Here is a 13718-nt window from a genome sequence, read left to right as displayed (position 1 = left end):
AACAGGATAAGAGGCGAAAATGACGGAATTGAAAACCGACAGGTTCTATATCGACGGGGCTTGGGTAGCGCCTCTGGGCAGCACCATGGTGGACGTGATCAACCCGGCGACCGAAGAGGTCTTTGCCGAGGTTGCCCTGGGAACCAAAGCCGATGTCGATGCCGCCGTGGCCGCAGCCAAAGCCGCCTTCCCGTCCTTTTCGCGCAGCACGAAATCCGAACGCCTTGAGCTTCTGGCCTCAATCCGCGAGGTCTATCAGAGCCGCTACGACGAGATGTCCGCCGCGATCACCGAGGAAATGGGGGCGCCGATTTCGCTTTCGGACCGGGCGCAGGCCGCCGTTGGCATCGGCCATCTCGATGGCGTGGTGAAAGCGCTCGAAGCCTTCGACTTCGAACATCGCAACGGGCCGGGCGATCTGATCCTGCATGAGCCGATCGGGGTTTGCGGCTTTATCACGCCGTGGAACTGGCCGATCAACCAGATTGCTTTGAAGGTGATCCCTGCCCTCGCCGCCGGTTGCACCATGGTGCTGAAACCCTCGGAACTCACCCCGATGAGCGCACTGCTCTATGCCGAGATCCTTGAGGAAGCGGGCCTGCCGAAAGGCGTGTTCAACCTCGTGAATGGCGACGGGCCGACGGTGGGCGCTGCGATCTCGTCGCACCCGGATGTGGCCATGGTGTCCTTCACCGGCTCGACGCGTGCGGGTGTGGAGATTTCCAAAGCCGCCGCCGCGACCGTGAAACGCGTGACGCTGGAGCTTGGGGGCAAATCGCCGAACATCCTTCTCGACGATTGCGATTTCGAGGAGGCGGTGAAGCGCGGCGTGCGCCATTGCTTCCAAAACACCGGCCAGTCCTGCAACGCACCGACGCGTATGCTGATCCCGCAGAGCCATTACGAGACCGCGATGGAGATCGCCAAAGAGGTCGCCGAGAGCACGAAAATCGGCCTTCCCGCCCAGCCCGGCAATCACATCGGCCCGCTCGTGTCGCAGATGCAATACGATCGGGTGCAAAGCCTCATTCAGGCCGGGATCGAAGACGGTGCGCGGCTCGTCGCGGGCGGTCTCGGTCGGCCCGAAGGGTTCAACCGTGGCTATTTCTGCCGTCCGACCGTGTTCGGCGATGTGACCAACGACATGCGCATCGCGCAGGAAGAGGTGTTCGGTCCGGTTCTGGTGATGATCGCCTATGACGGCGACGACGAGGCGGTGGAGATTGCCAACGATACGCCTTACGGCCTCGCCGCCTATATCCAGACCGGCACCAGCGAGGACAGCCAAGCCCGCGGCATGGCCATGGCGCGCGAAATTCGTGCGGGCATGGTGCATCTGAACGGTTCGGATATTTCCTACGGCTCGCCCTTCGGGGGCTACAAGCTGTCGGGGAACGGTCGTGAGGGCGGCATTTACGGCATCGAAGATTTCTGCGAAATCAAGGCGATTTCCGTATAGTCTCAACTTTTACGTGAACTCTGCTGTTTCGGCGACAATGGCGCGAATATTCTCCATCCCCTGAAGAATATCGCGCCGCACCGCCTCCGCCACGCCCTGACTGTCGTGACGCTTCAGCGCCTCGATCGCCACGCGGTGCATGTCGGGCAGGTTCTGGTTGCCGAACCGCGTGCACATCACCCGAAGCGCCGGACCGCAGCGCAGCCAGAGCGCGTCGATGATCGGGCTGATCACCTCGCTCCTGCCCGGGGCGTAAAGCTGCATGTGAAACCGGTGGTTGTAGATCATATAGCCGCGCATGTCGCCTTGCCCCATGGCGACGTCGATCTCGCGGTCCACCGCCACCAGAGCCTCGATCCCCTCCTCCGTCATCCGCTCCGCGCCACGGCGTGCCAGTTCCGGCTCCAGAGCCAGACGGGCGAAAATCAGATCGTCCACCTCGGAGAGTGTCAGCGCCGGGACCGTCACCCTACGGTTGCCGTGAAAAATCAGCGCGCCTTCCGAGGTCAGACGCCGGATCGCCTCACGCACTGGCGTCATGCCCGCGCCGAGCCGGTCGGTCAGCCCCTTGATCGTTACCGGTTCGCCGGGGACGAGATCGCCGGACAAGATCAACTCGCGAATGCCGCGATAGGTCCGCAAATGTGCGGGTTCCTTGAAATAAAGATCCGTCATGCTCCGCCCTGATCCGCCACCTGTCGAAATTTGCTCAAATCATCTGAGCACAGGTTGACGGGGCTCGGCAAGAGAGGCGGATTTTTCTTCGCATTTTCAGTGCGGAAAAGCACCGACCCTTGGCGGGACCGGTGCTTCTCTGCTCATTTCTTGCACGCGTTTCGTGTCGGGGCTCAGCCGAGCGCGTAACCCGCGCCACGCACCGTGCGCACCGGATCTTCGCCACCGTGTTGACAGAGCGCCTTGCGCAGCCGCCCGATATGGACGTCCACGGTGCGGGTGTCGACATAGATGTCACGCCCCCAGACCCGGTCGAGCAATTGCTCGCGCGACCAGACGCGGCCAGGTTTTTCCATGAAAGTGGACAAAAGCCGGAATTCGGTCGGGCCGAGTTTGAGCTGTTCGGCGCCGCGCGTGACGCGGTGAGTCTCGCTGTCGAGGCGGATGTCATCGTATTCGAGCACCTGCCCGGTGGCCGCCGGACGGACGCGGCGCAACTGGGTGCGCACGCGGGCCATCAGTTCGATCACCGAATAGGGTTTCACCACGTAATCGTCGGCTCCGGTCTCGAGCCCGCGCACCCGGTCCACCTCTTCGGAGCGGGCCGAGAGCATGATGATCGGGATTTCGCGGGTATCGGGCCGGGTCTTGAGACGACGACAGATCTCGATGCCGGAAACCCCGGGCAACATCCAGTCGAGGACGATGATGTCGGGGTTGTCCTCGTCGACATAGAGAAGCGCGTCATCGCCGTTCTCCGCCTTGGAAACGGCGAAGCCTTCGGCCTCGAGATTGTAGGCGAGCACCTCCCGCTGGGCGGGTTCATCCTCGACGACAAGAACACGGGGCTGGTCTGCGGACATCAGAGATCCTCCGCGTCCACGGCCTGCGAGGTGAAATCACCTTTCGGACGGGCGTCTTCCGGCATTTCGCCAGTGGTCAGATAGATCACCTGTTCGGCAATCGAGGTGGCATGATCGCCCATGCGCTCGATGTTCTTGGCGATGAAATGCAGATGCATGCAGGCGGTGATGTTGCGCGGGTCTTCCATCATATAGGTGAGGAACTCGCGGAACAGGGCGTTGTACATCTGATCGACGTCGAGGTCGCGGTGACGCACTTCGTTGGCCATGGAGACGTCGCGCTGGATATAGGCGTCGAGCGCCAATTTCAGCATTTCCTCCACCTCGCGCGCCATGCGACGGATCGAGGGGGCCGCGCCTTCGATCGGACGCATGTTCACGAGCACGCCGGTGCGCTTCGCGAGGTTCTTGGCATAGTCGCCGCAGCGTTCGAGATTGGTCGAGATCTTCATCACGGTCAGAACCGTGCGCAGATCGGAAGCGGTCGGCGAGCGCAGCGCGATCAGCCGCGCGGCTTCCTCGTTGACATCCTCTTCGAGCTTGTCGATGGCCTTGTCCGCTTCGCGCACCTTTTCGGCCAGTTCCACGTCGCGCTCTTCGAGGGCCTGAGCGGCATCCTTGATGGCGGCTTCGACGAGCCCGCCCATCTTCATGATCATCGCCTGAATGGCTTCGAGATCGCGGTCGAAGGCGGAGGCAATATGTTTGCTGTCGTTATGCATGGTTCTCTCCTGAGCCGATCCGGCCTTACCCAATCCGACCTGTGATGTAGCTCTCGGTGCGCTCATCTTTCGGGTTGGTGAAAATCTGTTCGGTATCACCATATTCCACAAGGTTGCCCAGGTGGAAGAAAGCGGTTTTCTGGCTGACGCGGGCGGCCTGTTGCATCGAGTGGGTCACGATGACGACGGAGAAATTCTCGCGCAATTCATCAATCAGTTCCTCGACCTGAAGCGTCGCAATCGGGTCGAGCGCAGAGCACGGCTCGTCCATCAGCAGCACTTCCGGCTCGGTCGCCACGGCGCGCGCGATGCACAGACGCTGTTGCTGACCGCCCGACAAACCAGTGCCCGGCGCGTCCAGCCGGTCTTTCACCTCGTCCCAGATCGCGCCACGGCGCAGCGCCTTTTCAACAATCTCGTCGAGATCGGCCTTGTTCTTGGCGAGGCCGTGAATGCGCGGGCCATAGGCGATGTTGTCATAGATCGACTTCGGGAAGGGGTTCGGACGCTGGAACACCATGCCCACTTTCGCCCGCAATTGCACCGGGTCGACGCGCTTGTCGTAGATGTCTTCGCCGTCGAGCAAGATGTTGCCCTCGACGCGGCAGATGTCGATCGTGTCGTTCATCCGGTTCAGACAGCGCAGGAAGGTGGACTTGCCACAACCGGACGGGCCGATGAAGGCGGTCACGGTCTTGTCGAGGATTTCCACATCCACGTCCTTGATCGCGTGGGTGTCGCCGTAGAAAACCTGTACGCCTTTGGCCGAGATTTTGGTGTCGTTCATGTCCACGTCTTTTCTCACAATTCGCATATCGTTCATGGGTCTAACCTCAAATGACCTCGTTACCAACGGCGCTCGAAGCGGCGGCGCAGGATGACGGCGATGATATTCATCGTCATCAGGAAGAGAAGAAGGATGATAATCCCGCCCCAGGCCCGCTCATAATAAGCCGGATCGGCGCGTTTGGCCCATTCGTAAATCTGGGCCGGCATGGCGGAGTTCGGCGACAGGAAGCCGGCGGCAATCCCGTCGGGCATGTTGGAGGCGATGAAACCCACCATACCGATCAAGAGAAGCGGTGCGGTTTCGCCAAGCGCCTGCGCCAGACCGATGATGGTCCCGGTCAGGATGCCCGGCATGGCGAGCGGCAGCACATGGTGGAACACCGATTGCATCTTGGAGGCGCCGACCCCAAGAGCCGCATCGCGGATCGAGGGCGGCACGGCCTTCAACGAGGCGCGCGTCGAAATGATGATTGTCGGCAGCGTCATCAGCGTCAGCACGAGACCACCAACGAGCGGCGCGGACATCGGCAGATGGGCGAACTGGATGAACACCGCGAGGCCCAGAATACCGAAGACGATGGACGGCACGGCGGCGAGGTTGGAGATGTTCACCTCGATCAGGTCGGTCCATTTGTTCTGCGGCGCGAATTCCTCGAGATAGATCGAGGCGGCCACACCGATCGGCAGGGACAGCACCAGCACCACCATCATCATGAAGAAGGAACCCACCATGGACACACCGATCCCGGCCTGTTCCGGGCGGCTTTCCGAAGCGTCGGAGCCGAAGATGAAGGCCGGGTTGAACGAGGTCTTCATCAGGCCTGCCTTGACCATGGCATCGGCCACGTCGAGGTGTTCGGCGTCGAGGTTCTTGTCACGCGCCAGGCTGTCGCGGGTCACACGGCCCTTGAAATAGCCATCGACACGGGACGAGGCCAGAAGCCGGAAATCGACCGTCTGCCCGATCAGGTCGGGGTTGGCGAGCACGGTGTCCCGCACCTGGGCGGCCACGGAAGAGGACAGGATATCCTCGACATCCTTTTCCTTGGCAAAGGGGATCTCGATCCCCTGCTCTTTCAGCGCCGCAACCAGGGCATTGGTCACGAGCGGCTTGTAGCCAAAGGTCGTGACCTTGGCGAGATCGGCCGGATCGCGATTGCCGTTCTTGTCGAGCTTGGCCTCGGTCAGCTCCACCGGGATGGTGACGAAGGTCTGCTTGAACGCCGGAATGCCGTTCGTGATGATCGAGAACAGCAGCGCCACGAGGAAGAACAGGCCGAGCGCGATGGCACCGATGCCATAGACCTTGAACCGGGTCTCGGCGGCATTGCGGCGTTTGGTGCGCGCGGTTTGCGTGAAGAGCGAGCTCTTGCCCGCGGCTTTGGCGGGGCCGTTATCAGCGGTAAAGTCGGACATCAGTCATACTGCTCCCGGTATTTGCGCACGATCACGAGCGCGACGATGTTGAGGCCGAGGGTGATGACGAACAGCGTCATGCCCAAGGCAAAGGCGACCAGCGCTTCCGGCGAGGAGAAATCCGCATCGCCGGTGAGCTGGGAGACGATCCGCGTGGTCACGGTAGTCATCGCCTCGAACGGGTTCATGTTGAGTTTGGCTGCGGCCCCTGCCCCCAGCACCACGATCATGGTCTCGCCGATGGCGCGCGAGGCGGCCAGAAGGATGGCGCCGACGATGCCCGGAAGGGCTGCGGGCAGTACGACCTGTTTCACGGTCTCGGATTTCGTCGCACCGAGACCCAGAGAGCCGTCGCGCATCGCCTGCGGCACCGCATTGATGATGTCGTCCGACAGCGAGGAGACGAAGGGAATGAGCATCACGCCCATCACCAGACCCGCGGTCATGACGGAACGCCCGCCCTGCATCCAGCCGAGGCCTCCGTCGCCGAAGACCGACATCAAAAGCGGCCCGACGGTCAGGAGCGCGAAGAGACCGTAGACGATGGTCGGGATACCGGCGAGCACTTCGAGAAGCGGCTTGGCAATCGCGCGCACCTTGGGACCTGCGTATTCCGACAGGTAGACGGCGGCAAACAGCCCGATCGGCACCGCGACGACAAGCGCGATCAGCGAGACATAGAACGTGCCCCAGAACAGCGGCAGAATGCCCAGCTCGGACCCGCCACCGAAGGACGGCGCCCATGTGGTGCCGAAGAAGAAATCCGTGGCCGGGTAGAGCTTGAAGAATTCGATGGTGTTGAAAATCAGCGACAGCACGATGCCGACCGTGGTCAGGATCGCGATGGAGGCCGCCGACAGAAGCAGCATCAGGATCACACGTTCGACGGAGTTGCGCGCCCGCAGGTCCTTGCCTGTGCGCAGGAAGGCCACGGCAAAGCCCGCGATGGCGGCGGCCAGAACGGCCCCGGTCATCAGCCAGTGGCCGGTTGCGTTCATCGTCCGGTATGTCTGCGCCGCCTGAAGCACATAGGGCTGCACATTGGAGCCGAGCGCCACGCCGACCTCGCCGAGACGGCCGCGAATGTCGGTGAACTCGGTGCGGATGTCCCGGGCCTGTTCGGCGCTCAGGGCACCCTGCTCAACCGCGATGTCGAGCCCGTCGGCAACGCGGCGCACATCGGACATGGCGAGGTTGAGAGAACCGTAATCCGTCAGGCCGCGCTCCGGGATCATACCCGCCACCTGACCGTGGATCACCATCGGCTGGACGATCAGCCAGAGCACCAGAACCGCGAAACCGGGGATCAACGTGGCCAAAAGCACGTTGGAGCCGTAATAGCTTGGGAGAGAGTGAAGCAGGCGAATATCGCCCTGCGCATCTTTAAGCGCACGGGCGCGCCCGAGAACAAATCCGATGAGGCCAAGGGCCAGAACGAGGATGAAAAGCCACAAAACGGGCATGGAGCTGCTCCTATGCGGGACCGGGGGAGGAATGGACCGGTCCGGTGCAGGGATTTCGAAAAGCGATCTGCCGGTGTCGGCGGGGCTTTCCGGCGGGAAGCGGCGCGAGATCTCCCGCGCCGCCTCTGTCTTCGTGCAAACCTTGGGGGTACCCCCGAGGCTTATTGCATGGTGTCTTCAGCAGCGACAGCAGCTTGCGTGGCGGCCAGTTCCGGGTCGGACACGAGGCCGTACTCGGCGAGCGGGCCGTCCGGGCCAGCCATGTCGTCGGAGATGAAGAACTCAGCATATTCTTTCAGACCCGGGATCACGCCGATGTGGGCTTTCTTCACGTAGAAGTAGAGCGGACGGGAGACCGGGTAGTCGCCGGAGGCGATGGAGGCGGTGGTGGCCTCGACGCCGGACATGGTCGCGGTTTTCAGCTTGTCGGTGTTGTTCTCGTAGAAGGCGAGACCGAACACGCCGATGCCGTTCGGGTTGGCGTCGATGGAAGCGAGGGTTTCGGTGTAGTCGCCGTCGATGTCCACGGATTTGCCGTCGGTGCGAACCGCCATGCAGGCGTCTTCCGCGTCGTCTTCGGACATGCCGGAAGCAACCATGGCTTCCATCGCGCCGGTGGCTTCACAGCCGGCCAGGAGCACTTTTTCTTCGAAGACTTCACGGGTGCCGTGCTTGGTGCCCGGGATGAAGGCCATGATGTCGGCGGCGGGCAGATCGGCGTTGAACTCGGACCACTGGGTGTAGGGGTTGGCAACGATCTCGCCGTCTTTCAGGACTTTCTCGGCCAGAGCGTTGAAGATGTCAGCCGGTTCAAAGGCGGTGAAGGCCGGGCCGTTGAGCTGGGAGGCGAACACGATGCCATCGTAACCGATGCGCACTTCGATGATGTCGGTCACGCCAGCTTCGGCACAGGCGGCGATCTCTTTGTCTTTGATCTTGCGGGAGGCGTTGGCCACGTCGATGGTGTTTTCGCCGACGCCTTCGCAGAAGCGTTTCAGGCCAGCGGAGGAGCCACCGGATTCGACGACCGGGGTCGGGAAGTCGAAGTTTTCACCGAAAGCTTCCGCGACGATGGAAGCGTAGGGCAGAACGGTGGAGGAACCGGCGACCTGCACCTGATCACGGGCGCTCGCGGCGGTGGCGGAGACGGCTGCGATCGCGATCGCGGAGGCGGTCAGTTTCACAAAGGACATCGTATGCTCCTGATTTGCTCTATGTCCGAGAGCGGTATTGCTCTCTCGCTGGGCGGTTTAGGGGGGGCGTGCAATGCTTTTGTGAAACTGGTGTAACAGTTTCATGACAGATGGCGTGGATTTCCTCGACATCTTTCGGATTAGTCGAGAAAACGCCGGGGTTTTCGGCTGTTTCGCACCTTTCCTGTAACATTCCGTCAAGGATTGTGACAGGAAATTAACCTTTGCCGACCGAACACTGGCAGGCAAATGGAGGGACTATCCGGTCGCCGCAGACGGTTTGTGACAGGTTTAATGTGACGCTTATTCGTAGGGCAGGATGACGGAGAAGCAACTGCCCTGCCCCGCGTGGCTTTCGATCCGAAGACGCCCGCGGTGCCGGTTCAGGATGTGCTTCACGATGGCCAGGCCCAGCCCGGTGCCGCCCATTTCGCGCGAGCGGTGCGAATCGACGCGGTAGAATCGTTCGGTCAGGCGCGGAATGTGCTGGGCGGCGATGCCGTCGCCCTGATCGGAAACATCTACCCGCACCGCCTGCGAGCGCATGGTCGGCTCATCCGTGTGCGACGTCAGGCAGACCCGCACCTCCTTGCCGCGGCCGCCGTATTTGATCGCATTCTCGATCAGGTTGGTGAAAACCTGGATGAGCTGGTCGTGATCGCCAGGCACCTCTTCGCAGCCCTCGACCCCTTCGACGATCAAGGTCACATCCTGGGCCTTGGCCACCGGTTGAAGATTGAGCGCGACGGAGCGCAGAATCGCCGAGACATCCACATGATCGGTCGGACGCACCCGACGCTCTGCCTCGACCCGGCTCAGGGACAAGAGATCACCGACGATCCGATTCATCCGCTTGGCCTCGCGATCCATAATCCCGAGAAAGCGTTCCCGTGCCGAGGTGTCCTCCGCCGCAGGTCCCAGAAGCGTTTCGATGAAGCCCAGCACGGCGGTCAGCGGCGTGCGCAGCTCGTGGCTGACATTGGCGACGAAATCCCGCCGCATCTGCCCGGCCTCATAGACCTCGGTCTTGTCCTCGAAGGCGACCGTGACACAGGCGAAATCGCCGACGATCACCGGGCGCAGCACGACGTCATAGACCAGTTCACGCTGGCTTTCGGTGACGCGATAGACCGCTTCGGCCGGGTGCGACAGGCGCAGCACGTTCTCGATCGCATCCAGAAGCATCGGCTGGCGCAGAACGGTGATGTAATGCCGCCCGACCATCTGTTCGTTGAACAGACCACGCGCCGGGGCATTGGCCGCCATGATGCGTTCGTCCCGCCCGATCACCACGACAGGCAACGGCATGGCATCCGCCAGGGCGCTGACCATCTCGCTGTCTCGGGAAGAAGATTTGAAACTGTATTGCATCGGAAATCCTGTCTGCGCGCCTGCCTAAAGTGGCGATGTAACTGTTTCATGACAGTCCGGGCAGGCCAAGCGCGATCCACATTCTCCTGCCTTAAACCGCGCCATGATTTTTTCAATTTGCGAATTTTTCCGAATTCAGAAAAAATATTGTTGCATTTTCGATACTTTACCCCTTTCCTCAGAGAGGATGAGGCAGAAACAGATGGGGACCCGGCCCATGGGAACCGTAAGACAAACGGCTTTCGGAGAGTTCGTTGCGGGACGACGCGGGGCGCAACCCGGCGCCGGCGGCATGATCCTGATGGTCGGAGAGCCTCAGCGCATGCAGACCCTGAAAAAGCATTTCCCCGAACGCAGCGGGGTGTTTTTCATCGAATTCTCAGACCTCACCCCGGAGATTTTGCATAGCATTTGCCCCGACAGCGTGATTTCCCCGGCGATTTCCGATCAGTTCGATTGTCTCGATCTCGCGGATTTCCTGAGTGCCGCGCGCTACAAGGGCGCCTATCGCGTGCTTGCCCGTGACCTGCCACGCCCGGAGATCATCCGCAACGAATTGCGCAGCCATTATCCGGGCCTCGATTTCGATGTGCTGCGCCCGGAACCGATACGGGTGCTGGCCTCGCTGCACTGAGGCCAGACACAAGCCGCTCACGAAAAAGGGGCCGTGCGGCCCCTTTCCTTATCCGATCTGTTGCAACCCGTCGCGATAGCGCTGCGCGTTTTGCTGGTAATGCAGCGCCGAGCCTCTGAGCCGGGAAATCTCCGTCTCCGACAGCGCTCGCACGACCTTGCCCGGGCTGCCCATCACCAGAGATCCATCCGGGATTTCCTTGCCCTCGGTGATCAGGGCACAGGCGCCGATCAGGCAGTTCCTGCCGATCTTCGCGCCATTGAGCACCGTCGCTCCCATGCCGATCAGGGAATTCTCGCCGATGGTACAGCCGTGCAGCATCGCCTTGTGGCCGATGGTGCAGCCCGCGCCGATGGTCAGCGGATAGCCCATGTCGGTGTGGCAAACCGTGTTCTCCTGGATGTTCGTGCCCTCGCCGACAAGGATCACCTCATTGTCGCCGCGCAGCGTCGCGCCGAACCAGACGCTCGCGCCCTCTTCCAACACCACCTTACCGATGACATTGGCATCGGGCGCCACCCAGAAGTCGCCATTCTCCGGCAGAACCGGCGCGTGATTGTCCAGTGTGTAAAGCGTCATCCCTCGACCTCCTCGAATTCCGCCTGCAACTTGCGCACGAAGCTCATCAGTCCCGGTTGCTGCGCGCGTTTCAGGCGCTCCGCCGATACGATGGTCTTGAGCCGTTCGAAAGTCACGTCCAGATCGTCGTTCACCAGCACATAGTGATAGCCGTCCCAATGGCTGATCTCGTCCCAGCTCTGTTCCATGCGTTTCGCGATCACCTCGGGCGTATCGACACCGCGACCTTCGAGGCGACGGCGCAGCTCGGTGATCGAGGGCGGCAGGATGAAAACCGACAGGACGTGATCGCGCAACACCGAATTGGAAATCTGCTGCGCGCCCTGCCAGTCGACGTCGAAGAGCACATCGCGCCCCTCCTCGATCGCCGTGCGGACCGGACCGGCGGGCGAGCCGTAGAAATTGCCGAAGACATTGGCATGCTCCAACATCTCGCCCTGGTCCACCATATGCTTGAAGCTCGGCACGTCGACGAAATGGTAATGCACCCCGTGATCCTCGCCTTCGCGCGGCGGCCGCGTGGTCGCGGAGACGGAAAAGCTCAGGCTCTCGTCCCACTGCATGAGTTTCCGCGCCAGCGTCGATTTGCCCGCGCCCGAGGGCGAGGACAGAATGATGAGAAGGCCGCGACGATCCGCATTCCGCTCCGCAGTCATGTGAAAATTCTCCCTGAGACGGTCTTGGCCTTGTCCTTATCAGCCCGTTTGCGGCTTGAAAAGCGGCCCGCCCCTGCGACAGGGCGGAACAAGACGGGAGCAAAATGTGACCGGAATGTGGTGGGAGGCCTGCAAAAGGACTCACTTGCGCCGCCGTTTTCTGTCCGATCCGCCCCCGTCCGGCCTCATCGCGGCCGATATTTAAAATTTTACCGTTATCCGCAAAGTGGGATACAGATCGGAAAAATTCGTTAACGCCAGATCAAGATGCTTCTGCAAATATTTGTTTTCATGTGATTTACATGGTTAATATGGGCATGATGCCGAACGAAGTCTTAAGAAATTCCCTACCATTCCATGGAATATTTCGTCCCATGTTAACCACTGGTTAGGTTTTTCCACCAAATCGGGCAAGTTCGTGGCATATTCAGGTCAACACAGCGGTCAGGCTTGCAAGATCCAGCCAGACCGCCGCGAAGATGAGATAACAACCCGCGGGATCGCCCGGGCCCACACAGCCCCGGACCAGTGCTCAGAACGGCCGCCCGCCTCCGAACGCACCGCCAGAGCGGAAGACCGCCCCAGGCCCGTCGGCAAAGTAACAGGTGACGAGATGAAGATCGAATATGTCAGTGGCTCGAATGTCGTATCCCTCATGCCCCGCCGGGGCGTTGCGCAATATCCTGCGCTGAAAACCGTGGAGGCCTATTGGGAGGGCCTGCGCAATGGCCGTCCGGTGCCCGCGCGCTCCGAGATTGATCCGCGCGGCATGCAATCGGCGCTGGAATTCGCCTTCATCCTCGAACGCATCGCCCCCGGCGTGGCGCGGTTCCGTCTTGCGGGCATGCATCTCACCGATCTCATGGGCATGGAAGTGCGCGGCATGCCGCTGACCGCCATGTTCGTGCCGGAAAGCCGGGCGAAACTCTCCGAGGCGCTGGAAGCCGTGTTCGAAACCCCGCAGATTGCCACGATCGCGCTCAAGGCCGAACGCGGCATCGGGCGCGGCGCGATGGATGCGCAGCTTTTGCTCTGCCCGCTGAAATCCGATTTGGGCGACGTCAACCGCATTCTCGGCTGTCTCCAGTCGAAGGGTGAGATCGGCCGTCAGCCGCGCCGTTTCGAGGTGGCCAATGTCCAGTCGCGCCCGCTTCTGGGCAATCCGATGGAACAGAGCTTTGAAACCACGGGAAAAGGCACGCCTGTGCCCGCCGGTTTCGCCGAGGCCAAACGCGCCTATGACGAGGCCAGTGCGGACGCCCCCCGCACCGAGGCGACCCCGCGTCAGGAACCGATGCGCCCGCGCGGCAAGCCGGTGCTGCGTCTGGTGAAAACCGACGAGTGAGGCGACAGGAACACTTACCGCCCAGAAAACAACAACACCGGAAGGCGGTTCCGGCGTGGCACCTGTGGGGGCGCCACGCCTTTTTGCTTTTCAATGACGCGCTGGCATGCTCCTCTCTGTCCAAACAGGAGTGCCACGCATGATCACCTACGCCCTGGAGCCGGACCTCTCCGCCACTGAATTCCTTGCGCTGCTTGCGGCCTCGACGCTCGCCGAACGCCGCCCTGTCGATCAGCCGCAGCGGATTTCCAAGATGCTCGCTGGCTCCGATCTGATCGTCACGGCGCGCGATGCGGCGGGACATCTGGTGGGCGTGGCGCGCTCCGTGACCGATTTCGCCTATTGCCTTTATTGTTCCGATCTCGCCGTCGATCAAAAGCTTCAGGGACGCGGCATCGGCAAGGCACTGCTGCGCGAAACCGTCATGGCGGCGCCGGAGGTCAAGACTCACCTGCTGCTCTCCGCCCCCGGCGCGATGTCGTTTTATGAGGCGGCGGGCTATGAGGCGGTCGGGAATTGCTTCATCTTCCATCGTGGGGAATGACAAAAGCCG

14 protein-coding genes are annotated in these 13718 nt (G+C 61.5%); 4 read left to right on the top strand and 10 right to left on the bottom strand.

What is annotated here, in order from left to right:
* Nucleotides 1-19: 19 nt before the first annotated feature.
* Complete coding sequence (locus NH195_RS17180; protein WP_066709840.1) at nucleotides 20-1459, top strand: aldehyde dehydrogenase family protein; 1440 nt, start codon at nucleotides 20-22, stop codon at nucleotides 1457-1459.
* A 9-nt stretch (nucleotides 1460-1468) separates the two neighbouring features.
* On the opposite strand, the gene NH195_RS17175 is transcribed toward NH195_RS17180, so the two are convergent.
* From NH195_RS17175 to NH195_RS17140, 8 genes are all read right to left on the bottom strand, one after another.
* Nucleotides 1469-2134 (bottom strand): GntR family transcriptional regulator, encoded by a 666-nt coding sequence (locus NH195_RS17175; protein WP_066709837.1) that lies wholly within the window; start codon nucleotides 2132-2134, stop codon nucleotides 1469-1471.
* A gap of 173 nt (nucleotides 2135-2307) precedes the next feature.
* The gene (gene phoB, locus NH195_RS17170; RefSeq protein WP_066709834.1) at nucleotides 2308-2997 is read right to left on the bottom strand and encodes a phosphate regulon transcriptional regulator PhoB; all 690 of its coding nucleotides are present in this window, start codon (nucleotides 2995-2997) and stop codon (nucleotides 2308-2310) included.
* Complete coding sequence (gene phoU, locus NH195_RS17165; RefSeq protein WP_066709831.1) at nucleotides 2997-3719, bottom strand: phosphate signaling complex protein PhoU; 723 nt, start codon at nucleotides 3717-3719, stop codon at nucleotides 2997-2999. Before phoU ends, phoB begins: the two co-directional genes overlap by 1 nt.
* 25 nt (nucleotides 3720-3744) lie before the next feature.
* On the bottom strand, nucleotides 3745-4542 hold the full coding sequence (pstB, locus tag NH195_RS17160; RefSeq protein ID WP_066709821.1) for a phosphate ABC transporter ATP-binding protein PstB: 798 nt from the start codon (nucleotides 4540-4542) through the stop codon (nucleotides 3745-3747).
* Between the two features lie 23 nt (nucleotides 4543-4565).
* The gene (gene pstA / locus NH195_RS17155) at nucleotides 4566-5924 is read right to left on the bottom strand and encodes a phosphate ABC transporter permease PstA (protein ID WP_066709817.1); all 1359 of its coding nucleotides are present in this window, start codon (nucleotides 5922-5924) and stop codon (nucleotides 4566-4568) included.
* Entirely contained in the window at nucleotides 5924-7387 is a 1464-nt protein-coding gene (gene pstC, locus NH195_RS17150) for a phosphate ABC transporter permease subunit PstC (protein ID WP_066709814.1), read from the bottom strand. The genes pstA and pstC overlap by 1 nt, the downstream gene beginning before the upstream one ends.
* Before the next feature lie 161 nt (nucleotides 7388-7548).
* Entirely contained in the window at nucleotides 7549-8580 is a 1032-nt protein-coding gene (locus NH195_RS17145) for a substrate-binding domain-containing protein (RefSeq protein WP_066709810.1), read from the bottom strand.
* Between the two features lie 303 nt (nucleotides 8581-8883).
* Nucleotides 8884-9912: an ATP-binding protein gene (locus tag NH195_RS17140; RefSeq protein ID WP_238379794.1), complete on the bottom strand. Its 1029-nt coding sequence runs from the start codon at nucleotides 9910-9912 to the stop codon at nucleotides 8884-8886.
* A gap of 256 nt (nucleotides 9913-10168) precedes the next feature.
* Between NH195_RS17140 and NH195_RS17135 the strand changes: the two genes are divergently transcribed.
* On the top strand, nucleotides 10169-10585 hold the full coding sequence (locus tag NH195_RS17135) for a hypothetical protein (RefSeq protein ID WP_066709805.1): 417 nt from the start codon (nucleotides 10169-10171) through the stop codon (nucleotides 10583-10585).
* Between the two features lie 48 nt (nucleotides 10586-10633).
* Here the strand turns inward: NH195_RS17135 and NH195_RS17130 are convergent, their stop codons facing one another.
* Together NH195_RS17130 and gmk are read right to left on the bottom strand one after the other, a co-directional pair.
* Nucleotides 10634-11164: a gamma carbonic anhydrase family protein gene (locus tag NH195_RS17130; RefSeq protein WP_066709802.1), complete on the bottom strand. Its 531-nt coding sequence runs from the start codon at nucleotides 11162-11164 to the stop codon at nucleotides 10634-10636.
* Nucleotides 11161-11820: a guanylate kinase gene (gene gmk / locus NH195_RS17125; protein ID WP_066709799.1), complete on the bottom strand. Its 660-nt coding sequence runs from the start codon at nucleotides 11818-11820 to the stop codon at nucleotides 11161-11163. The genes NH195_RS17130 and gmk overlap by 4 nt, the downstream gene beginning before the upstream one ends.
* A gap of 613 nt (nucleotides 11821-12433) precedes the next feature.
* Between gmk and NH195_RS17120 the strand changes: the two genes are divergently transcribed.
* A complete protein-coding gene (locus NH195_RS17120; RefSeq protein WP_066709797.1) occupies nucleotides 12434-13165 on the top strand; it encodes a PAS domain-containing protein in 732 nt (243 codons plus the stop codon).
* 139 nt (nucleotides 13166-13304) lie between these two features.
* Nucleotides 13305-13709, top strand: a complete 405-nt coding sequence (locus NH195_RS17115; RefSeq protein ID WP_066709795.1) for a GNAT family N-acetyltransferase — start codon at nucleotides 13305-13307, stop codon at nucleotides 13707-13709.
* Nucleotides 13710-13718 lie beyond the last annotated feature (9 nt).

The organism is Celeribacter ethanolicus (assembly GCF_001550095.1).
Taxonomy (GTDB): domain Bacteria; phylum Pseudomonadota; class Alphaproteobacteria; order Rhodobacterales; family Rhodobacteraceae; genus Celeribacter; species Celeribacter ethanolicus.
Note: the sequence above shows the minus strand (reverse complement) of the source record. Positions and strands in the feature narration are given on the sequence as shown.

What these genes read in the sequence shown, in the direction of transcription:
- phoU (WP_066709831.1), bottom strand. Translation starts at nt 3,719, where the DNA reads ATGCATAACGACAGCAAACATATTGCCTCCGCCTTCGACCGCGATCTC.
- pstC (WP_066709814.1), bottom strand. Translation starts at nt 7,387, where the DNA reads ATGCCCGTTTTGTGGCTTTTCATCCTCGTTCTGGCCCTTGGCCTCATC.
- NH195_RS17180 (WP_066709840.1), top strand. Translation starts at nt 20, where the DNA reads ATGACGGAATTGAAAACCGACAGGTTCTATATCGACGGGGCTTGGGTA.
- NH195_RS17115 (WP_066709795.1), top strand. Translation starts at nt 13,305, where the DNA reads ATGATCACCTACGCCCTGGAGCCGGACCTCTCCGCCACTGAATTCCTT.
- pstB (WP_066709821.1), bottom strand. Translation starts at nt 4,542, where the DNA reads ATGAACGATATGCGAATTGTGAGAAAAGACGTGGACATGAACGACACC.
- NH195_RS17145 (WP_066709810.1), bottom strand. Translation starts at nt 8,580, where the DNA reads ATGTCCTTTGTGAAACTGACCGCCTCCGCGATCGCGATCGCAGCCGTC.
- NH195_RS17120 (WP_066709797.1), top strand. Translation starts at nt 12,434, where the DNA reads ATGAAGATCGAATATGTCAGTGGCTCGAATGTCGTATCCCTCATGCCC.
- NH195_RS17130 (WP_066709802.1), bottom strand. Translation starts at nt 11,164, where the DNA reads ATGACGCTTTACACACTGGACAATCACGCGCCGGTTCTGCCGGAGAAT.
- NH195_RS17135 (WP_066709805.1), top strand. Translation starts at nt 10,169, where the DNA reads ATGGGAACCGTAAGACAAACGGCTTTCGGAGAGTTCGTTGCGGGACGA.
- NH195_RS17175 (WP_066709837.1), bottom strand. Translation starts at nt 2,134, where the DNA reads ATGACGGATCTTTATTTCAAGGAACCCGCACATTTGCGGACCTATCGC.
- pstA (WP_066709817.1), bottom strand. Translation starts at nt 5,924, where the DNA reads ATGTCCGACTTTACCGCTGATAACGGCCCCGCCAAAGCCGCGGGCAAG.
- NH195_RS17140 (WP_238379794.1), bottom strand. Translation starts at nt 9,912, where the DNA reads ATGGTCAGCGCCCTGGCGGATGCCATGCCGTTGCCTGTCGTGGTGATC.
- phoB (WP_066709834.1), bottom strand. Translation starts at nt 2,997, where the DNA reads ATGTCCGCAGACCAGCCCCGTGTTCTTGTCGTCGAGGATGAACCCGCC.
- gmk (WP_066709799.1), bottom strand. Translation starts at nt 11,820, where the DNA reads ATGACTGCGGAGCGGAATGCGGATCGTCGCGGCCTTCTCATCATTCTG.